Raw genomic sequence first — 22,264 nt, forward strand, 5'->3', positions numbered from 1 at the left:
TTCGAAAGAGTATGAATTGTTCCTTCAACACTATTTTTCAGTTTCTGCATGCTTTGCTGAAGCTCAATTGTGCGATCTTTCACTCGCTTCTCAAGAAGATGTTCCTGAACGACCAACTGGTTCTCGACCAGCTTTCTATCATTAATCTCCTTCTGCAATTCTACGTTTTTCAGATAGTAGAGTTCAGCTTCCTTCTCCTTTTGTTCGGTCTCGTGCCTTACCTGCAGCCTGGTGATCGTCTCGGAGCTTTTTTCGCTGAAGATTTCCTGTTGCAGAATACTGTATTCTTTGAAGTATGTGAAAGCCTTTTCATAGTCGTTCATAGCTTTATATAGATCGGATAGTTCTCTGAGACTGTCCGCTTTAAAGATTCTGGCTCCAATCCTGGTGGAAATAGTCAAACCTCGTTTAAAGTATTCCAGGGCTTCCTCGTACTCTCCGACAAGGGTCATGATATGACCCATTTTATTGTAATTATCGGAGAGATTCTTTTCGTCACAAAGCTCTTTTTCAATTGAGAGTGATTTCCTGTAGCACTCGAGAGACAGAGTATATTCTTTCAATTTCATGTGAATATCTCCGATATTGCTGTATGCAATCGCCTTACCCTGTCTGTCGTCCAGTTCTTCCTTCAGTTCCAGGGATTTGCTGTAGTAATTCAGAGCGCTTTCCAGATTTCCACGTTCTTTAGCTAGAATTCCCATATTGTTGTAGGAAAAGGCCAATCCGCGCATATCTCCGGTCTCTTCCCTGATTTCAAGAGCTTTCTGGTAATAGTATTCTGCCTTTTCAAGATCGTTGCGTTTGCGGAAAACAACACCTATGCAGTTCAGAGAATGAGCGATGAGATTTCTGTCATCGATTTCCTCATAGATACTGAGAGCCTTCAGATGATGATCAAGTGCGAGGTCCAATCTGCTTTGATCGCTGTATACAACACCAATATTAGTGAATGTTCCAGCGATACCTTTGCTGTCATCAAGTTCAGTGAAAATCTCACGTGCGGTGTTGAAATGCTCCATGCTTTCATAGTACTTACCTATGGCGGCATTTGCAATACCAAAAAGCTTGTGGCTTTTTGCCTCTCCTTGCCTGTATCCGATTCTTTCAGAAAGAACCATGGCTTCCTTGGCGTATGCGTCAGTCATTGATGGATTGGATCTGTACAACTCGTAGCCAAGCTTATTAAGTAAATCCACTCTCGACCGCCCGGTTTTCCCGGCAGGAGGGCTGGAACGCATTTTTTTTAACTGTCGTTTGAGATCAGTAATTTCAGAATTCAAATGTATGAAATCTCCCTTCACACCAAGAAACTTAGTCGAAGTTGAATCCCTTATCTAGTATTACTTTCCTGCAGGCGTTGACTACATCTGTGTCATACAATGTATCCCTGTTGTCAGTTATTTCACGCACCGCTTCTTCCAACCCGAGAACGGGTCTGTAAGGACGGTGAGAAGACATGGCTTCAATGACATCGGCAACACATATGATACGTGCTTCGATCATTATCTTATCTGCCTTAAGACCCTGTGGATAGCCTGTTCCGTTGAAATGTTCGTGGTGTTCCCTGACGATTTCAGCGATAGGCCAGGGAAAATTGATTTCACTTAGAATATCGCAGCCGGCCTGAGGATGGATCTGAATCATTCTCATCTCAAGGCTGGAGAGGACGCCGGGTTTGCTAAGTATCTCCTGCGGTACATTGATCTTCCCGATATCATGAACAAGAGACGCGATATGTATTGCTTCAACTATCTCCTCAGGAAGCTTCATCTCCCTGGCGATTTCGCTGGCCAGCTTTGCAACCCTGATTTGATGTCCGGAAGTATACGGATCTCTCAATTCCGTGATCTTCGAAACCAGTACTATTGTTCCCTGAAAACCGCGTTCGAGCTTGTTGAAGCTTTTTATTAACTCTATTGTACGTTCATTGATCATTTCTTCCAGCTGATCCTGGTGCTTCCTGAGTTCTTCTTCGATATGAATACGATCGGTTATTTCATTCTGCAGTTCGATGTTTTTCAATCGGTATATTTCAGCTTCCTTTTTCTTTCTCTCGGTTTCAAATCTGATCTGAAGCTGAACCATATTTTTTCTGCTCTCCTCACTGAAAATCTTCTGCGAGAGCTCACTGTGCTTCATGTAGTATTCAAGTGCACCTTCATAATCACCCTTGTCCGCACAAAGGGTTGAAAGATTTTTGTATGCGATCAGCTCACGGTCCCTCACACCGATTTCTATTGCCGTATTGAGCGCATCGTTCAGATAGAATTCAGACTGCTTGAATTCCCCTTTTAAAGTGAGAATCTCACCCAGATTGTTGCACGATGCGCAATAACCTGTATTGTAGCCGATTCGTTTGAATATTTCGTAAGCTTTGAAATAGTACTCCCAGGCAGCATCGAGATTATCCTGAGATTTCAAGACAGTGCCCATATTATTGTAGGAAGATGCTATTCCAAGGTCATCCTCAAGTTCCGTGAAAGATTGAAGTGACTTTTCAGCGAACTTAAGAGCTTTTTCATATTCGTTAATATCATGATAGAGAATGCCTATATTGTTAGTTGTTGTAGCTATTCCATTTCTATTGCCGGTCTTCTCCCTTATTTCAAGGGATCTGGTGTAGTATTCGAGCGCCTTCTTGAAATCCTTGAGATTTCTGTAAATAATACCAATTGTATTCAATGTACTCGAAAGAGCAGTCAAATCATTGGTGTCTTCATAAATTGCAAGAGCTTTAAGGCTGTATTCAAGCGCATTTTCGTAATCACCTTTGTGTGCGTATGAAATGCCTGTAATCTTGTAACATCTTGCGAAATGGACTTCAATTTTAAGTTCCCGGATTATAGAGAGAGCCTGCTCAGCAAGGTAACAGGCTTCATGAGGATTTGTTCTGTTCATAATATCTGCCAGGTCAAGGAGAACGATAATCTCCTCTTCGGATGGACTATGGTCAGATTCGCGAATATCCGAAAGTTTTTTCTGAAGGATTTCTATATCACTGATGATCAGCAAACCCCCCTTTTTTGCTCAACCACATAACCAGGTATTTATAAATATGTATACCTGAAGTGAGTCACTGCAATAGCAATAATAGATTTGTCATCAAACCGGAAGTCCTGCAACTGACATGAAAATGTTATCATTAAGATTCAACGACTTCGATTTGAGTGTCATACCTGCCGTATTTACGAATTTTTCTCGAAATGTGTTCCGGACCAAGAAACACCTTGATCTCCGGGAGAACCCAATACCCCTCCAGAGCCTCTGGAACTGGAATGTGAATCCGATGCGGTACATTCCATGGGAAGACGATGTTCCTGAAATAGAGGTTGGATGAGCTGTTTTGGGAGCATTTAATGGGATTACGGAAAATCCACCTTCCTGCTGTTTCCCGCTGGAGTTATCGACAGATAATTATCCGAGAACCTGTATCTGAGTAATTGAATGAGATGATCTGCTTCTTATCCAACAGAAGTGTGATCTCTTCATCCCTGTAACGTCGAAACACCATACCGCTCTGTTCCCCCCGTACAAATACCAGTGTGCCGTCTTCCTGCACATCTGCTTCATCAAGTAGATCATCATCGGTATCCGGCGGATCGAAAGTCAATAGAATGACTCCTTCCGGAGCAAGAACCCGCCTGATTTCTTTGATGGCTGTCTGTGCGGCTTCATAAGTAACATGATCCAATGCTGCTATGCAGATTGCACCAGCAAAGTAATTGTCCGGAAATGGGATATGGTCAAACGTTCCTCTCTCGAATGTTCCGGTAAGATCATGCAAAGCGAATCTTTTCCGACATAACTCGACCGCCCCTTCAGCGACATCCACACCGCAGACCACATATCCGCTTTGAGCTAAATAATGAGCGTTGCGTCCGCCGCCGCAACCCAGGTCGAGAACTGCGGCATCGTTCTTCAAGTAGTTCTTACAGAAGCCAGCCAGCGCATTTGATGGTTTGCTGCGAGAAAAATCGCAGGAATTTACATCTATTTCTCCGAATCGTTCTTCCCAGTAGTCTTTTGCGGTAGGCATAGTCAGTCTCCTTACAATATTCGCCGCTCAACGCTGGTTTCACCAGATACAAGTATCATATTTCAATCTCGATTTTGCCTTCCAGATATTTTTTGGCTTTGCCGGATATAAGAACTCGATCATCAAGGACTTCACAGGTTAACTCACCGCCCCGTGATGACAGTTGTTTTGCGCTGAATCGTTTAGAACCAATTCTGGATGCCCAGTATGGCGCGAGTTGTGTATATGCGGAACCGGTTACCGGGTCTTCGGGGATTCCGTATTTAGGTGCGAAGAACCGTGCAACAAAATCGTAACGAGTGGACTTTGCTGTAATAATGACACCACGAAGATCGAGTTTTTTCAGCTGCTCAAAATCCGGTTTTGCCGATTCAATATCAGCTTCATGATCGAAAACAACGATGAAATCTTCTGACTTCAAACATTCAACAGGTACTGTATCGAATGCTTTGACGATTTCTTCTGGGATATCGCAGGAAACGGGAGGTTGCGCCGGAAAATCCATAACCAGCCACTCATCGTCCTTCGTTACGGTTAGTATTCCAGATCTGGAATCAAACTCAATCCTGTTTCTTTTGTGGCCGAGAATATTGAAGAGAACGTAAGCTGCTGCCAATGTTGCGTGACCGCACAGATCCACTTCTCCTTCCGGGGTAAACCATCTGATATGGAAGCCGTTGCCAATTGGTACAAAAAACGCGGTTTCAGATAAATTGTTCTCTTCTGCAATAGACAGCATTACTTCATCAGGCATCCACCCGTTCAATGGACAGACAGCTGCCGGATTGCCTTCAAACAACCTTGATGCAAACGCATCTATCTGGTACAGGGTTAGTTCCATTTGTTTTCTTCCTTCTGAGCTGCGTTACTACAGAGAACATTATTGACATACATGTTGTATTGATATATTTAAATATATGGGAATTGTATCTGTGTAACTAGTTATAGATAATATACATGTACGATGGTACGATCTGTACGGTTACTGGGGTACAGTTAGGCCGAAAGCATTCCCAGAGGGTGGAATCATGAAGCGATTGTTAGTTACAGCAGTGCTGCTTCTAATTTCAACAGCATCTGCCGATATTGATCTCGTAAGCAGGGATGATGCTTCCTACATAATCTGGTCGCTTGATGATCGTTCTGCATATCTCGCAAGGGTATCCGATGAGTACCATATCGTATCATTGGGTGATTTCTTCCACGTATCTCTATCCATAATCAGCAGCGATAGCACTGAATACCTGGCTGCAGGCTGCACTAATGAAATTTGGTGGCTTGATCCCGGCTACCTGATGGTGATGGATATAGGATCAATGGAGGTACTGAATTCAAGAGAAATATCCGTTGATAACATGGGTTTCCAAGCGGGAGCGAATGCTTTTGATGAGATTCACCTTGATAAATATTCATCAGGTTCCGACAGTTGCTTAATAGTCTGCAGCACTCACTGTTGCGTGACGGACCAGTCCTTCTATTCGGTGTACATTGCTTCCTGCTTCGTTGATTTCTCCGATACAGGTTCGATTATTTTATACGATACGCTTTCAACTGAGATCCACAATTACGCATATTCGATGCAGCCGTTTTTCGGTCCGTTGAGTACTCAGCAGCTCCGGCATCTTTCGGTAACAGCACATTGTACAGCCTGCCCCATGAGTCATTTCCAGGGAAGTATAAGTTCTCACTTGCATCAGATTACTCCTATTTCAAGGATAGATGAGATGTGGAGTCACAGATTTTACATCGTTTATACAACAGGCGGCGTACCTTTTGATCTTGGATTAGTTGGTGCTGGTTCGAGTTCCTCTGAATCCGTTGTTTTATGGGAAGATACGTCAGGGGTAATGCAGTATTCGGTTTTCACCGACAGCATAGCACCGGATGCCACGTATGGATTCCCATTTACTGCTCCGGCTTTCTCCAATACAGTGGCCATGTCAGGAAATCCTGAAGACTCCGGGCTGCTTCTTGTCTGGTACGATAGCAGTTTGCAGGAAATTCGAGCTCGTCATTACGAGTCCGAATGGAACGATTTCAATTATGTGATAGCCAGTTGTCCATCCGGTATCTCTCATGGGAATATAGCAGTATACAGTGTCACAGATGGGTACTATATAGCATGGTTGCCTGATGGCGCGACTCAGCCGGAACTGGTATTCGTTGATCGCGCCACAGTAACGGGTATTCATGACGGGCAAGAGTCTCCATTGGTATTTCCGATTGTCAATATTTCTTCAAATCCATTCACTGAATGCGTATCATTAACGCTGGAAAACGCTGTCTCTGTGGAAGAACTGCTTGTATTCGATATGTCTGGCAGGATAGTACGTTCACTGAAATCCACTGATAGTGGATCGTTCCATTGGGATGGAAGCAACACCCAGGGTTCCAGTGTTTCCAGCGGAGTGTACATTGTTCTTGGTATTTCAGAATACAGGAATGTCTCGGCAAGACTTGTAAAGATATAGATGAGTGATGTAATATCTTCTCGAATCAATTCTTTTTCTCAAATCAACATGCGATGGTAGCCCTTTTCGGGGTACAGTTCCTCGATGCTGTCATCAAGAAATTGTTTCGGCTGAGAATCCTGGTAGTAGAGCTTTCCGCAGACAAGGATGAGCCCGGCTTCTTCAAAGGCAGATGTATCAGCTGAGGGTTCAAAGGGAGTAAGGCCGGTTATCCTGGCCTTTGAACTCCATCTGTTTTTAGATTGTTATCGATGTGCTTGTGATAATCGTATAGTTCGAATCAAAATTATCCGCTCCGTCCGCGCCGTGGGCAAATACAACAGAATAACTCTGTCCTTCAGAGAGCGCGTTGTCGTAAAGATCACCTGAATCAAGTGGAGTTGTGAAGGAGATGGTTGTTGTTCCTGAACCCTCACTGCCGGATTTGGCCGATACGTTCTGTTCACCGCCCTGCAGATCGCTGTCGGAAACATGGGTATTACTGTCAACCCCGAAATCATCCCTGATGTTGACAGATGAACCGCTTACGTACCCGATTATTATGTTGGAATCATGCATCAGATAAGATCCCGCAAACCCGACGGCTATCCATCCGGATGAGGGGCCCTCGAGTTCGATTTCAAGATTGCTGTCCTGAACTTTCCACCTCAGTGTGAAACCATCATGTGTTTTTGTGTTCCAGCCGCCCGGATCGAATGGATCGTCCCCGCACGCCAGTGATAGCATCAGTATAGAAAGGAGAGCGATGGTAATTTTGCAGTATTTCATCATTATAGTATCCTCCCGATAGAATTGCAGTTTATACTTGAAACAAATATGGTAAGTCTCTGTTCCCCGGTAAATAGATGCCACTTGAAAATTTCTTGCCAATTCCACAGAATAGTCATGTTTACAAGGCAATTTCACTGGAGGAATTTTATGACACTCAGCAGAAAACCTCTCAAGGGCATGCGGCAGCTTGTACCCGCCGAGAAGAGGGTTGAGGATTACATCATCAGACAACTGTCCAATGCGGGTAGAGCATACGGTTTCGAGGAATACGAAGCCCCTGTTCTTGAACCCCTGAATTTGTTTCTGGCAAAATCCGGAAGTGAACTGGCTGTTGAGCAGAGCTACAATTTTACAGACAAGGGTGGCAGAGAACTTATAATGAGACCGGAGCTTACTCCATCTCTTGCCAGGATGGTAGCAGCCTCGGGAGAACTGATATACCCGATAAAATGGATGTCATTTCCTGTCTGCTACAGGTACGAAAGACCCCAGCGCGGACGAGTCAGGGAATTCATGCAGTACAACCTGGATATTCTTGGAGTGAACGACCTCGAGGCTGAACTTGAAATATTTCTTGTGTTGAAAAGGATAATGAGAAATCTTAACGCTTCCCCGGGCCAGTACACTATCCGCTACTCCAGCAGATGTCTTGCCGCGGATGTACTGGAGAACTGCGGCATGAAGGAAGAGGAGATGCATAAAGCCTTCGCGGTTATCGACAAGAAAGACAAAATGAATCCTGATGACTGGGAGAGATGGGCAAGAAGCGAAATCACAGACGAACGGAATGTGGATACGATTATAAGCTTCGCGTCATGCAGCGAACTCGATACACCATGGTTGAAAGCATCCGCGGGGGATAGTTCGGCGTACGCTGAAATAGTCAGATTCAGCGGTATGCTTGCGGATGCCGACGTTTCCGAAGCGAAGTTCGAAGCATGTGTTGTTCGGGGTCTCGATTACTATACGGGAATAGTTTTCGAGGTTATGGATACCGGCGGTGAGAATCGCAGGGCGATCTGCGGCGGAGGCAGGTACGATAACCTGGTTGGAATGTTCGACGGTCAGAAAGTATCAGGAGTCGGGTTCGGGCTTGGATTACTGACATTGAAATTGTTCCTTGAAACTTACGGGCTGATACCTGAAAATATCGCAGGGAAACATCCTGCGGATGTGTTCCTTGCCGTATACTCCGATGAGGAGAGAGCTTTCGCGGTAAACCTTGCGGAAGAACTGCGTGATGAGGGTATTTCGGTTGAGATCGATATTACCTGCAGGAGTCTTTCGAAGCAGTTCAGAACAGCGGACAGGAAATCAATCGGGTACATCGCGGTTGTTGGTCCTGAAGAAGTCATTTCGGGAAAGATATCACTGAAGAACATGTCCTCGGGTTTTAAAACCGAGTGCGAGGTATCGGAGATTCCGGGAATATTGAAGGACGGGAGCCTGTGCGAGGGAAAAAAATAGTAGGATTGAGAAGCCGGATTCCCGGCAGGATGATCTTTGTTATCCTGACGGTACTTCTATTCATTCCATTGTTTTTCCTGCGTACCGCTCATGGAAAGCTGGACTTTCCGGAAACGGCCGCCTGCCTGGGAGTACTGTTCTTGTATTTTATTATTGTTCGACTGATCTCCAGGCTTCATCTTACAAGTGTGATCATCTCGGTTGTTATTTTTTCATTGACGGTTTTCGGGCTGTCAACATTTCTGCAGCCGTCCATCAGTGAGGAACTTCCCCAACCAGACAAGGTTGATAACTCCGGCGGCAGAATTATTGAGAATTACAGATTATCTTCCGATGAGAGTCCTGAAGTTTCAGGTTTTGCTGAAATTCAGAACAGGATTGACAGCCTTGCAGCCTCCGGGGGAGAGGCCATAAGGAATGTAGGGTTGTTCGAAGGTTCCGGACCCGTAGGGATGACACTCGGAGCATTGGGGGAAGTTACTTCAGCAACTGCTGAGATATTCATAAGAACCGTTTACGCAGGTTCCAATGTTGCCCGTGAGGATTCGACTGTTCTTTCAGAGGGAACATTGAGGGAATCTAACCATCCCCTGAAGATACTTGCCCTTATTCTTACCGTAATTCTATCTATCGCATTAATCGCCTCATTGAGATATCTGGTTCTGATTGAGCGGAAAAAGGGAACTCTGCTGTGGTTCCGGCTGCTCGCAATTACCCTTGTTCTGAGAGTTCTTTACGTTTCCCTTGGGCTGGAAGATTTCATTCGAACGGCTATTTCTGGGATCAGCAGTTCGGACATCATGTTGTCGATCAGTCCATTCTACGTGCTGCTTTTCATTCTGGCGTTTATCAACGCGTTCAGAACAGACTGGATACACTATCTTAACAGATGGAAGAAATATCTTGCTCTGGCTGGAACTCTGGGAATCATTGTACTGTCACAGGCCATACTCAGATTCTATTTCAACGGCAGCCTGACAATATCTTCCCTTGCTCTGGGAACCTTTATAGGCTGCGTGTTCACCGTGCTTCTGGTTTTCAGTTTCATCGCTTTTCTGAAAATCCTTTTTCTTCTTCCATCCGCAAGACTTGTGGATAGAAAACTCAATCAGCTTAAAATAATGGATGGACTCGGACAATCCATCTACTCTACTTTCGATGAAAACAAGATAATACACTCATCCATAACTCTCGGAAGAAGACTTTCCGGAGCCGACAAATGCTGGGCTGTAAAACTGAAAGAGAATAATTTCAGCTTCTGGGATGCAGCGGGAAGGGATTCATCTGAAATTGTTTTTCCCGCCGAATATCACAGAGAGGTTTTAAAAAGGCTGGATAAAGCCGGAGGAACTATTCTTTATAACCGGTATCCGAAAAGCTCACTGACAAAGTTCGCGGGAGACAGCTCTCCAATTCCGGGTTCACTTATTGCTTCAGCGCTGAGAATAAGGAAGAAGACCTTTGGCATTATTTACGTTTCCACGAACCGACAGTTCGGGTTCATGAACGAATCGAAGGGTCTTGTAGAGACCTTCGCGAGACAGGTTGCCGCGGCTGTTGATAATGCCAGGCTGATGGAAACGGAACTGGAGCGGGAAAGGTACCGCGAGGAGCTGGTGATAGCCAGATCAATTCAGGAAAGCCTGCTTCCCGGAGAGCTTCCCGAAATCGAGAACGTTGACATCGCCGGCATCTCAGTTCCCAGCATGCAGGTGGGAGGAGACTATTATGACGTATTTCAGATTCCAGGTGGGCTCTACGGAATAACGATTGCGGACGTTGCCGGTAAAGGTACCTCAGCTGCGCTTCTGATGGCTGCGCTTCAGGCCGCCCTTCACACCATTGCTCCTGGAATGAGGAAGAAAGCGGGAGAAACCGTGGAAAGGCTGAACAGGGTGATGAGCGAGAGAATGCCGGACGATAAATTCATTACCTTTTTCTACGGTGTTCTGGATCCCACTGAAGGTACTCTGAATTACTGCTGTGCAGGGCACGATCCGCCTATCCTCGCCGGATGCGATGGTATTGTAAGCAGATTATCCGAAGGCGGTCTCGTTCTTGGCATAGTAAGCGACACTACATTCAGAACAACCACCGTTAAGCTGAACCGCGATGACAGGCTTCTTCTTTACACCGATGGTATTACAGAAAGCATGGAAAAGGAAACGGGGGAGGAATTCGGTTCGGACAGGCTTGTTGCATTTCTGACAGATCAGAGCAGCTTCCAGTCACAGGCAGTTCTTGAAAATCTTCTTGACAATCTTAAGTCATTCCGGGGGCATACTGCCGCAATGGATGACATGACTCTCCTTATGGTAGCATATACGGGTTATACTAAAGAATCCGTTGAAAGAATCGTGTAGAATAGCTGCGCTTCACGGAGATCGACAGACTTTTTCTTGAATGGCTTGCTGAAAAAACTGGAACTGGCAGAAAAGGCCAGAAAAGGGGTAGCGGAAAACTGAAAGCACCGGGTATACTCAATCTCTCGGGATTAAGTGATGATGAGAAACTGGCCAGGATAAGTTCCATCTGCCTGATCCTGATAGGCGTTGTGCTTATTGTGTCCATGGCAGCTGATCATTATCTGATCGGTGTTCTGCTGCTTGCGGTACCCGGGATGCTTTTTCTCCTTGTGGGATCACCAGTAAGGATTCTCCTGGTGGTTTTCGCTATGCAGATAGTTCTGACAATTTCTCAGCTTAATATCCTGATAACCGGTATACCGAGTATCAGAGCAGATGATCTGCTCACTCTATGGCTGGTATGTCTCTGGATACTCTCTCTTCCTGACAGATCCATGAAAGGAATCAGGATAGGTCTTCAGGGCAAATTCATAGTGCTTTTTCTAATAGTATTCGGGATTGCTGCATACCGCGGATTCGCCGCGGGTCAGAGTACGTTCTCTTTAATTAATCAGCTGAAAACCTATGGAGCTTACTTCCTTTACTTTCCGCTTCTATGGATATTGTCCGATAGAGAATCCTGTAAGCTTATATGGAATGTCTTGCTTGCATCAGCCGTTATAGGAGGCTTAATCTATCTGATAAAAGGATTCTCTGGTACAGGAGAGGATGTTTACATCCGAGATACAACCGGTTTAAGGATAGCCACTCGTCAGCCCAACGCGATAGGAGCCGTTCTGATGGTGTTCCTCGGAAAACTCTGGAAGAACTGGAAGGAAAGACCCCCGCTTATCATCATTGTTCCGGCTATCATTCTGATGGGGGCAGGAATCATCCTGTCACAAATAAGGGGTTTATGGGGTGGAGTTATTCTTGCTCTGGCAGCGGCATGGATACTTAACCTGTTCCGGAAAAAGGACAATGTTAAACTGGGTAAAAAACTTGTCATTTCACTTACTGTTATTTCTGTCCTGGTGATTCTGGTTGTATTCACCATATCAACACTTGGTATACTGTCAGCATCCAACATCGCGAGAAGAACCGGTACTGAATCAGGCAGTTACCTGACAGATATTTCAACCCTTTCGAGGATAGTAGCATGGAGCGCGATTATTGACGATCTGAGAGGTTCCGGGATTATAATTGGCAACGGACTCGGAGATGAATACACATGTTTCAGACCTGATATTGGGGGAGTTATTACTGTGTATTACACTGACAGCTCCTACTTTCAGATAGCTCTTAACATGGGAATTATTGGTGTGATCGTTTTTCTGGGCATATTCGTAGTGACCCTTTTCAGGGCGGCGAAGCTGTTCATCATAACAGACAGCAGGCGAAGGGCAGGCACAGCCCTCGGTATTTTCTGTGCAGTCATTATGCTTCTTTTCGCGTCAGGGTTTGCTTCCGTGATGACTAATTACAGGTTCACCATGCTCTGGGCATTTCTACCTGCCCTGCTTCAGGCGGAGATAATGAAAGATAAGAAAGATAGCATTCTCATCTCATCGGAGTGCTCCGGTAAATGACCCTTGATTAATAACCTGAATATCAGTATTTTTCAGCTTGCCATTTTTTGAGCTGCATTGTGACTTCTCCCGCGAAAAAAAATACCTGAAACCCATCTGCACGGAGGCCTGCATGAAGATACTGGTCATTAACAGTGGAAGTTCTTCCATCAAGTTCAAACTCATAGATATGGAAGATGAAACGCAACTTGCCGAAGGATTGATAGAGAGAATCGGTCTTCCTGAAGGACGAATAAAGTTCAAGTCCGGCGAAAAAACAATCATTATTGAAGAACCTGTTCCTAATCACAGAATCGGTCTTGCTTTCCTTCTGGATGCCCTTACAAATCCTGAATACGGTCCTCTTAAGGATTTAAGTGAAATAGGAGCAGTTGGGCATAGAGTCGTTCACGGCGGAGAAAAATTCACCTCCTCGGTACTTATAGATGAAGAGGTTATTAAAGAGATAGAGGAATGCAGCTTTATGGCTCCTCTCCATAACCCTCCCAACCTTGAGGGGATAAGGGCAGCCGTAGACTCGCTGCCGGATATCCCGAATGTTGCTGTCTTCGATACCGCGTTTCATCAGACGATGCCTCCCGTATCCTACATCTATCCGCTTCCCTACAGCATATACGAAGAAAAGCGTATGAGAAGGTTCGGATTCCACGGCACCAGCCACCAGTACGTTGCGCAACAGGCGGCAGTAATGATGGACAAACCCATAGATGAATTGTGTATCATCACATGCCATCTGGGGAACGGAAGCAGCCTGACCGCCGTAAAACATGGAAAAAGCCTGGATACAAGCCTGGGTTACGGCACAGCTTGCGGCGTAATGATGGGAACCCGAAGCGGTGACGTGGATTCAGCCATTCTTATAGATCTTATTGAGAACAAAGGTTACTCGATTTCCGATGTAAAGGAAATGGTTTACAAAAGAAGCGGAGTAGCCGGCATTTCAGGTATTTCCAGTGATCAGCGGGACGTTGAGGATGCTGCCGAGAAAGGCAACGAAAGGGCGCAGCTTGCCCTGGACATGTACGCTTCCAGTGTAAGAAAGTATATAGGAGCCTACGCTGTTACCATGGGCGCACTTGATGCTGTGGTATTTACAGCGGGTGTCGGCGAGAACGGCCCCCAGATGCGGGAGCGTATCTGTAAGGGGCTCGAAGTTCTTGGTGTATGCATCAATGTCGAAGTCAACGACTTCAAGGGATTACAGCGGGATATTTCCGCACCCGAAAGCAGAGTTAGAGTATTCGTAATTCCCACAAACGAGGAACTCATGATAGCAAGAGATACAAATATAATATCCGAAGGGAGATAGAGAATGTTATTCAAAATGACGGCCGTAATTCTAACTGTATTAATTGTGAGTGTTTCAGCGTGCGGCAGTGAAACTGAAAACGGGAATTCAGATCCGGTTTCCAGCGATACTGACATAACAACGGCAGACGCACCGGTTATTGAAAGGCCTGATATGGTTTTTGCCAGCCACGTTCTTGTTCCGTTCCAGGGTTGCCAGCAGGCTTCCACTGATGCATTCACAAGGGAAGACGCCATGGAACTACTCGCATCGATCGCAGACAGCATCTCCAGCGGACAGATAACATTCGAGGAAGCCGCAGCAAGACATTCCTCCTGTCCTTCATCTGAAAGCGGAGGTTCTCTTGGAGGATTCGGGCGAGGCCAGATGGTACCTGAGTTTGAAAATGTCGCATTCGCTCTCGAACCGGGAGCAGTCTCCGAAATATTCGAAACAGGTTACGGACTCCACATCGTTCTCAGGCAGCAGACTGTTCAGGCCAGCCATATTCTTCTGGCCTACGAAGGATCCGAAAGAGGTACAGCAACGAGAACAAAGGAAGAAGCGCTTGAACTTATTAAGAGTCTGCAGGACAGCATTTCAGCAGGATCTCTTACTTTTTCCGAGGCGGCGATGAACCATTCAGACTGTCCTTCTTCAAACGGTGGCGGAGACCTCGGTCACTTTCCCAGGAACATGATGGATCCCGCTTTCGAGGAAGCTGCGTTTTCACTTGAACCGGGAGATATCTCGGATATAGTTGAAACACCCTTCGGTTACCACGTTATAATGAGAACAGAATAGAGTTAGTTAGAATTCCGAACGATTTCCCTGCAGACTGGCTGGACGACTGACCGAACAGCATCCACTGCTGGATATCTTTATTCGGATTTTGGTTACTTTTTGCTGCTTCTTCTCCTGTCAGCCAGAAGAATGAGATTTTTTAAATCGTCCTTACTTCCTGCTGCAAGCCAGTTCTTATCGAACTCAGGATTCTGCATGATTTCAGCAATGGCTGCCAGGGTTTTTAAGTGAAGAATTCGCTCATCAGGTGAACCTACAAGAACAAAACTGATATGTACTATTTCATCCTGAGGGAAAACAATGCCTTCTTTTGATCTTACTAAAATAGCTTTCACGTTCTTTATATCTTTAATACAGATATGAGGAATTGCCATGCCTTTCTGGATTACAGTGCTTGATTCCTTTTCTCTTTCTGAGAATTTCAAGTAAATATCTTCCGGTTCTAAATTTAAATCTCTTGCCAGGAGATTCGATATATCTTTGAAGAAATCATCCATTTTCATCAACTCATCGATATCCAGAACAGCGGATTCTTCAATAAGTTTGTGAAATCTATCTCTCTTGAGGTCATCTCTCTTAATAACGATATCCCGCAGCTCAGTGAGAAGGTTATCTGAGGTCAGCTCTTTGTCCCTGGATACGAGTCTTTCTAAAGCGTAGATCAACGCGGAATCCTGACTTGTTCTTTTCTGTGCATAGATCCTGTACCAGAGGAAACCTGATAAAAGAAATACCATGGTTAGAAAAACAATGTATGTGCCCATTTCAATCAAAAGAAAAAGCCCTCCCAATATCCCGAGAATTTGCATATATGGATAAAATGGAGAATGAAACTTGGGCTTGTAACTAAGAATTTTACTCTCTCTGAATAGAATCAGAGTAAAGTTCGCAAAGATATAAAGCAGGAGTAAGATACTTGAAGCAACCTTAACCAGTAATTCCAACCGAAGGAAAAGAATGACTGTAACCATAAAGATACCAGTACAGATAATTGAAACGTAAGGAGACTGAAACTTCGAACTTAATTTTTGAAAACTCGCAGGTAAGAGTTTATCTCTACTCATTCCCAATGGATATCTTGAGGCGGTCATGATCCCGGAATTGGCTGTAGAGATAAAAGCCAGGAAAGCGCCGATGCTTATTACTATTTTCAGTGAATTTCCACCGAATACTCCCGCGCAGTCTGAGATAGGAGTAAGGCTTCCACTTAGGAGTTCCGGATTTAGAATCCCAGTAGTTGTATAGATAACCAGAGTATAGAAAATGGCGGTGACGATAAGGGAAAGAAACATGCCCAATGGAAGATTCCTACCCGGATTTTTTGTTTCCTCGGCTATGGCCGCAACCTTGGTCAATCCTCCGTACGAGATGAAAACAAAACTTGCTGTTGCGAATACAGATCCAAATCCCTTGGAGAAGAAAGGAGTGAAGTGCTGAGGATCAACTGATCTGGAACCCCAGAAAATATAGATTAAAAGTATTCCAAGTAGACCCAGAACCAGGAAAACCTGGAACCTTCCAGCTTCCTTTACGCCGACCAGATTTAAACCCACGAAGAAAATGCAGCAGATCAGAGCGATAATTGATATCGGAATAGGAGTGATGATGCTTAAATACGCTCCCATACCTATAAGCGCAAATGCACCCTTTAAGCTTAGTGAAAACCAGGTTGAAAATCCGGCAACCGTTCCTAAAAGAGGACCAAACCCTCTCATAATATAGAAATAGTCTCCACCGGCTTTCGGCATAGCGGTTGTTAATTCCGCCATGCTGAAAAGGGTAGGAATACAAAATAGACCTGCGATGATATAAGAGATGATGACTGCTGGACCTGCTTTAGCGAAAGCTAATCCGGGAAGAATGAACAATCCCGAACTGATCATTGCTCCTGTTGCGATACAGAAAACATCCAGGACAGTTAGTTTTTTCTTAAGCTCTCGTCCCATCGAATAACTCCGTTCAAGGCTTTCTGTTGTCTGTTCACTCTCTCTTCATTATGCGCATTAATTCATTTTTCAGATCCGCTATTATAAACGGCTTGGTAAGCCTGCCTATAAATCCGTATTCACTGTAATTTGCTAAAACAGGATTCATGGAATAACCGCTTGAAACAATAACCTTTGCATCAGGATCAATGGCAAGAAGTTCTTTGACTGCTTCTTTACCGCCCATGCCACCTGGAATGGTTAAATCCATAATTACAATATCAAAGGGGTGACCGTTATTCTCAGCAGATATATACTTTTCTATCGCCTCTTTTCCATCAGATGCGGTATCCACTGTAAAACCATAATGATTAAGCATATCTGATGAAACATCCCTGATCGTTCTATCATCATCCATCACAAGTATTCTGGCTGTATGCTCCTGGATTGAGAATTCTGTTCCAGTTTGTTTCGATTCCGGTAATTGACCTGATTCAGAAGCGGGAAGATAGAGTGTAAAGGTAGTTCCCGTACCTAGTTCTGAATCAGCGTATATATACCCGCCGTGCTTGCTGATAATTGAATAAACCGTAGTCAATCCCAGGCCACTCCCAGCCTGCTTGGTGCTGAAATATGGGTCGAATATCCGGTCAAGGTGCTTACAATCTATACCTGTTCCTTCATCACGTATTGTGGCTTTTATATACTTACCCGGATTAAGATTAACAACTTCTTTTTTTGAGATATCCGCATTCTCAAGTGTGATATATAGATGACCGCCATCAGGCGTTGCCTGGTCAGCGTTTATTATAAGGTTGGAGAACACTTGCTGCATTTGCCCTTTGTCAGCTTTAGTTATCCACAAATCCTCCGCCTGATTGAAAACAGGCTTTAAATTGCTGCCTGACAGATCAAACTTGGAGACTTCTCTGATTAATTCGCAAAGGCTGATATCTTCTCTGACGGGTTCTCCGCCCTTGGCAAATGTAAGTAATTGCTTGGTCAGATGAATTGCTCTGTTCATGGAGTTTTCCGCTTCTTCAAGAGATCTGAATCCAGGATGGTTTCTTGGAAGTTTCATCTTGACTATTGAAATATTACCGAACAACCCCGTGAGAATATTGTTGAAATCATGCGCGATTCCACCTGCCAGAGTACCTATGCTTTCGAGCTTCTGCAATTTCCGGAATTCTTCCTCTGCCTTCTTGTTATTGGAAACATTTCGTACTGTTGCCAGTATCTTATCTTTTCCGAACGGAACGATGCGGGCATCGAATATATTATTAGTACCATTGATGTTAAGTTCATACTCGAAGTCATGCGTCTTTCCTGTTTTCAGTGTGTCTTCAATCTGCTCAAGAATGAACTTAATTCTCTCTTCTGTGAATCCGGCGTCTGATAGATTTTTTCCGACTATTTCTCCGGGTGCAATGGCAAGTTCGTTTTCTTTCTCTGTTTTGAAATCTATGTAAGTTCCATTCTTCGAAAGAACGAACATCATTTCGGGCATAGCGGTAAGAAGTGCTTCATTCCTTTCGTTACTTTCCCTTAGAGCGTTTTCTGCCCGTTTACGTTCGGTGATGTCCTCGACCGTTCCTTCATAATACATGACTTTCCCGTATTCATCCCGAACTGCTCTTGAACTTTCTCGGATACAGAGAGAAGTCCCATCCCGTTTTAACCAGATCGATTCCAATCCAAGCAGTACTTTTTTATCCGTAAAATGTTCACTGAAAGCAAAATGCTGATGTCCCGAATCGAACAGCACATCGCGAATATTATGCTGTGCTAACTCAATGAATGAAGAATACCCCAGCATATTTACCAGCGATGAATTAGCCATAAGGATTCTCCCCTCGGGAGTAATCCTGTACATCCCTACAACTGTGTTCTCAAAAATATCTCGATAGATCTCCGCTTCCTTTTCTTTTTTTTCAGTATCGTATTTGACATTCATCTGCGCAATTTTCTCAGCGGTGATGTCGCTGAAGATATTTTCTCTCAGAGTGCTGTATTTCATGTGATAAGCCAGAGCCTGACCAAAATCACCCTGCGTCTGATAATATTCGGAAAGGTACTTGTAGCTGTCCATTTCCCAGTCTTTTGCTCCTATTGTCTGAGAAAGCTCTAAGCCCTTATGCAGATAGATCGGCGCTGAATCATAGTGATCCAGTCGAGTGTGAATAAGCCCGATATGATTGTTGGAATCCGCAATACCTCGCTTATCCCCGATCTTTTCGTAAATGTCCATAGCCTTGAGACAATATGCTAATGCGGAATCGTACTCTTTTTGTCCTTCGTAACAAGTTCCAATGTTCATGCTTGAGTCGGCGATACCCTTTTCATCCCCGATTTCTTCTTTGATTCCCAGTGATTTACGATAGTAATCAATCGCGCGAGTGCAATCTCCCTGTGATTCTAAGACTACTCCAATATTGTTGCAGGAGATTGCAATGCCTTGCTTATCTCCGAGTTCCTCAAACAGTCGCAGAGCCTTGAAATAGTATTCAAGCGACTGATCATATTCCTGCCACTCATCGTAAATAATTCCAATATTGTTATAACTCTTTGCCATACCTGGCTTATCAGTGATTTCTTCCTTGATCGTCAGAGCTTTTATATGAGATTCCAACGCACGTTCGTAATCACCCTGGTTCCTGCGGATATTCCCGATATTGCTGTAACAGCTCGCAATACCCTTCCTGTTTTTGGTCTCTTCACAAATCCTCAATGATCTTGTATAGCAAACAAGAGCATCATTGAGATCGCCTCTTGCCCAATATGATGTACCAATAACTGTTATGCTATCGGCAATCCCTTTCTTGAATCCTGTTCTTTCCGCTAAAGCAAGGGCCTGATTGGCATAATCTTCTGCCTGTTCAGGATTACTGCGGTAAAGTACGGAAGCTAAATCACATAGCACCTTTACTATGTCTTTACTTTTTGCATTTGTTTCAGGTTGAGCACGGAGCACTTTTAGCTTTTCCCTTAAGTCCTCGGTTTTATTCATCTGTTACGACATTACTCCCAACCTTCTATTCTGCTGCATTTCGCGCTTAGAGCGTTTACTTCATCAAAGAATGACAATACTTAGAGTAACCTGTCGGTGTCAAAGGCATGGGAGAATGCTGGAAGCGTTCTCCTTTATACCTGTTTACTGGTAACTGCGGGTTAATATATTTCATGAATAGATACTCGCCTGCAGGAATTGTCGATAAATTCGTCAGGCACTCACACGATAGTGAAAAGAGTCGAGATGACCAGACTTTTCGCAATAGCGGAGGAACTGAGGAAACTGGAAGGAGATTTCAGTCGATTAAGCTGGGCGAAGTACACAACAGGATACGACTTCGGCATCATGAAAACCCAGCGGGAAATACAGAAAAAACTGGAGAACAGGGAGAGCTGGAAAACAATACAGGATCTTCTTGAGCGGGATCTCTCACCCCTTGACCGAAGACGTGTAAAGATAATGGAGATGTCATTCAGGCCGTACCACCTTTCGGAGAGACTCAATGAATTATCCATCACCATCCACGATAAGACTAACGAACTTATCTCCATTCTGAATACCCACCGATGTACCGTTAACGGCAGAGAGATTACATCACCCGAAATATCACGTATCCTTTCATCCGAGACCGATAGAGATTTGAGAAAAGAAGCTTACCTTGCCAGAACCCAGGTGAACGTGCCATTGGTGAACGCTGGATTTCTGCAGCTTCTCGATCTGAGAAAGGAGTTCGCCAGTGAGTATGAAGCCCCTGATTATGTGCACTATCAGCTTGAGTATCATGAGCTTAACCCGAATATATTCGATTCATGGAAGGAAGAGGTCAATTCCGTTCTACCGTTGATGCAAAGGATCCGCTCCGGTTTCGGAGCCGAAATAATAGGTGATTCGCGTGTTATGCCATGGGATGTTGATTTCATCTCCGGGAAGATCGCCCCTGAGCTGAATCAGCAAGTGAACATGGCCGACTATCACAATCCCATAAGCGAGCTGTTTAACATGTTCGGATTCGATATAACCGGAATGAACATCACTTACGACATTTTTCCAAGAAAGAACAAGTCCGAGTGGGGATACAACTTCCCCGTTGAGACAAGTGTTGACTCCAGAATTCTGGCCAACGTCAGGGACAGGTACTTCGAGTTCGGTGTTCTTCTCCACGAGACCGGTCACGCGGTTCATAGTTTCGTCACCGATCCAGAGGAGATCATTCTGAACATGGGCATAAGCGATATTGTTTCTGAGGGTGTAGCGAATTTATTCGGGGCTTTCGTGAACCACGAAGTATTCTACTCTCAGTTCTTCGGTACGAATCCGGAGGAAGCGGATAAGAATTTCAAACGGCTCAGACTATGGAAGCGTGCCAATCAGCTGAGATCGGTATCCAGAATACTCTTAGACCAGGCTCTCTATCGGAACAGAATAGAGAATATCGATGATATTCACCAGCTGCTCTGGCAAACGAACATGGAAGTTCTGGGTGAGCAGCCATATGCTAAGCAGCCGCTGTGGGCAAACACGATCCATTACACCACGCATCCGATCTATTTCCACAATTACCTTCTTGGAGACCTGATGTGCGATATGCTGAAGCAGGTCTTCCGGGAAAGGGAGGGGGTCTATGACATTACGGACAAACCTGAGCTGTTCGGCAGATTCATTCTGGATCAGGTCACAGGTGTATCCGGAAGGTATCCATTTCCTGAACTCTTCAGGAAAATCAGCGGGGAAGACATCTCACTCAAATATCTTTCTCAACAATTGAGAATAGAATCGGAAGAATCGGATATTAGACTGTAAAAACCTCCATTACTATTAAATCGATGTATACAGGCTTACATTGCCTGTCGATTGTTTCTGTAATAACATGCGAAATACTATTTCCTATCTCGGAAAATCACTCTCCAGATTTTCGAAATCCTCCCTGTTCAGAAGGAATTCGTAGTTGAAGTAACTCTCCGGGACGATTTCATATTCCCCGGGCTGTAAATCCGGTCCGGGTTCTGGATACCAGAGTATGTTTCCGTTTTCATCTGTTGATCCATGAGCGATAAAGGTGAATGTATCTTCTTCGGGGCTGCATCCTGACCCGTCTCCAATTCCGATTCTGAATGATGTATAGTGTATTCCTTTAATATTGATCTCACACAGTCCATCTATCAGATAACCGCCGAGAGGAGCTGCGATCCATGTTGCTCGGCAGAAAACAACATTATCTGCGCCCTTATAAGAAAGAAAACTATCGGCAAATACCGTTGCTTCCAGACCGGTTATCACAGAAAACCCAAAATCCTGCGGATAGCTGGAATTAAATATTTCAGCATCAGGATGGATGCTGGAAGAGTATGTTTCCGGTTCTGCATCAGAAGAATCACCAAAGACAAGTTGTGATATTACCAGCAGAAGAAGCAAAGATATTCCTGAACCATAAGATCTGGATGAATAAGACTCCATCGTAACCGTTCCTTTCCTGTTATAGCTTCTATTCAATTCTGAAAACAATAGGAATCTTGATTTCAAACCGTTCCGGAATTTATCCGGAACAGTGTATT

General features: G+C 44.5%; 15 protein-coding genes and 1 pseudogene. 8 read left to right on the forward strand and 8 right to left on the reverse strand.

Annotated features, from left to right (window positions below):
• Both K8S15_02920 and K8S15_02925 read right to left on the reverse strand, forming a co-directional pair.
• Nucleotides 1–1,199, reverse strand: a 1,199-nt coding sequence (locus K8S15_02920) for a tetratricopeptide repeat protein (GenBank protein MCD4774986.1), incomplete at its 3' end; no start/stop codon positions are given.
• 115 nt (nucleotides 1,200–1,314) lie between these two features.
• Nucleotides 1,315–3,015 carry a tetratricopeptide repeat protein gene (locus K8S15_02925; protein MCD4774987.1) on the reverse strand — a complete coding sequence of 567 codons (1,701 nt, stop codon included), beginning with the start codon at nucleotides 3,013–3,015 and terminating at the stop codon, nucleotides 1,315–1,317.
• Nucleotides 3,016–3,130: 115 nt separating this feature from the next.
• Here K8S15_02925 and K8S15_02930 point away from each other — a divergent pair, with 115 nt between their 5' ends.
• A complete protein-coding gene (locus K8S15_02930; GenBank protein MCD4774988.1) occupies nucleotides 3,131–3,340 on the forward strand; it encodes a hypothetical protein in 210 nt (69 codons plus the stop codon).
• A gap of 63 nt (nucleotides 3,341–3,403) precedes the next feature.
• Here the strand turns inward: K8S15_02930 and K8S15_02935 are convergent, their stop codons facing one another.
• Nucleotides 3,404–4,039, reverse strand: a complete 636-nt coding sequence (locus tag K8S15_02935; GenBank protein ID MCD4774989.1) for a class I SAM-dependent methyltransferase — start codon at nucleotides 4,037–4,039, stop codon at nucleotides 3,404–3,406.
• A gap of 55 nt (nucleotides 4,040–4,094) precedes the next feature.
• Nucleotides 4,095–4,880, reverse strand: coding sequence for a PhzF family phenazine biosynthesis protein (locus tag K8S15_02940; GenBank protein MCD4774990.1), 786 nt, complete (start codon nucleotides 4,878–4,880; stop codon nucleotides 4,095–4,097).
• Nucleotides 4,881–5,067: 187 nt separating this feature from the next.
• Between K8S15_02940 and K8S15_02945 the strand changes: the two genes are divergently transcribed.
• Nucleotides 5,068–6,510 carry a hypothetical protein gene (locus tag K8S15_02945; GenBank protein MCD4774991.1) on the forward strand — a complete coding sequence of 481 codons (1,443 nt, stop codon included), beginning with the start codon at nucleotides 5,068–5,070 and terminating at the stop codon, nucleotides 6,508–6,510.
• A gap of 237 nt (nucleotides 6,511–6,747) precedes the next feature.
• On the opposite strand, the gene K8S15_02950 is transcribed toward K8S15_02945, so the two are convergent.
• Nucleotides 6,748–7,281 carry a hypothetical protein gene (locus K8S15_02950; protein ID MCD4774992.1) on the reverse strand — a complete coding sequence of 178 codons (534 nt, stop codon included), beginning with the start codon at nucleotides 7,279–7,281 and terminating at the stop codon, nucleotides 6,748–6,750.
• 147 nt (nucleotides 7,282–7,428) lie between these two features.
• On the opposite strand from K8S15_02950, the gene hisS reads away from it, so the two are divergent.
• From hisS to K8S15_02975, 5 genes and pseudogenes are all read left to right on the forward strand, one after another.
• On the forward strand, nucleotides 7,429–8,748 hold the full coding sequence (hisS, locus tag K8S15_02955; GenBank protein ID MCD4774993.1) for a histidine--tRNA ligase: 1,320 nt from the start codon (nucleotides 7,429–7,431) through the stop codon (nucleotides 8,746–8,748).
• Nucleotides 8,730–11,111 carry a SpoIIE family protein phosphatase gene (locus tag K8S15_02960; protein MCD4774994.1) on the forward strand — a complete coding sequence of 794 codons (2,382 nt, stop codon included), beginning with the start codon at nucleotides 8,730–8,732 and terminating at the stop codon, nucleotides 11,109–11,111. The genes hisS and K8S15_02960 overlap by 19 nt, the downstream gene beginning before the upstream one ends.
• Nucleotides 11,112–11,302: 191 nt before the next feature.
• On the forward strand, nucleotides 11,303–12,682 hold the full coding sequence (locus tag K8S15_02965; GenBank protein MCD4774995.1) for an O-antigen ligase family protein: 1,380 nt from the start codon (nucleotides 11,303–11,305) through the stop codon (nucleotides 12,680–12,682).
• Between the two features lie 112 nt (nucleotides 12,683–12,794).
• A complete protein-coding gene (locus K8S15_02970) occupies nucleotides 12,795–13,991 on the forward strand; it encodes an acetate kinase (GenBank protein ID MCD4774996.1) in 1,197 nt (398 codons plus the stop codon).
• 3 nt (nucleotides 13,992–13,994) lie between these two features.
• Nucleotides 13,995–14,447: pseudogene (locus K8S15_02975) on the forward strand (peptidyl-prolyl cis-trans isomerase).
• A gap of 419 nt (nucleotides 14,448–14,866) precedes the next feature.
• Here the strand turns inward: K8S15_02975 and K8S15_02980 are convergent.
• Nucleotides 14,867–16,720: an amino acid permease gene (locus tag K8S15_02980; protein ID MCD4774997.1), complete on the reverse strand. Its 1,854-nt coding sequence runs from the start codon at nucleotides 16,718–16,720 to the stop codon at nucleotides 14,867–14,869.
• Nucleotides 16,721–16,754: 34 nt separating this feature from the next.
• On the reverse strand, nucleotides 16,755–19,709 hold the full coding sequence (locus K8S15_02985) for a tetratricopeptide repeat protein (GenBank protein ID MCD4774998.1): 2,955 nt from the start codon (nucleotides 19,707–19,709) through the stop codon (nucleotides 16,755–16,757).
• Between the two features lie 246 nt (nucleotides 19,710–19,955).
• Between K8S15_02985 and K8S15_02990 the strand changes: the two genes are divergently transcribed.
• The gene (locus tag K8S15_02990; GenBank protein ID MCD4774999.1) at nucleotides 19,956–21,512 is read left to right on the forward strand and encodes a peptidase M3A and M3B thimet/oligopeptidase F; all 1,557 of its coding nucleotides are present in this window, start codon (nucleotides 19,956–19,958) and stop codon (nucleotides 21,510–21,512) included.
• 84 nt (nucleotides 21,513–21,596) lie between these two features.
• Here K8S15_02990 and K8S15_02995 read toward each other — a convergent pair.
• Nucleotides 21,597–22,264 (reverse strand): hypothetical protein (locus K8S15_02995; protein MCD4775000.1); only part of this gene is annotated, 668 nt, incomplete at its 5' end.

Source organism: Candidatus Aegiribacteria sp., assembly GCA_021108005.1.
In the GTDB taxonomy this organism is placed as follows: domain Bacteria; phylum Fermentibacterota; class Fermentibacteria; order Fermentibacterales; family JCC-6; genus Aegiribacteria.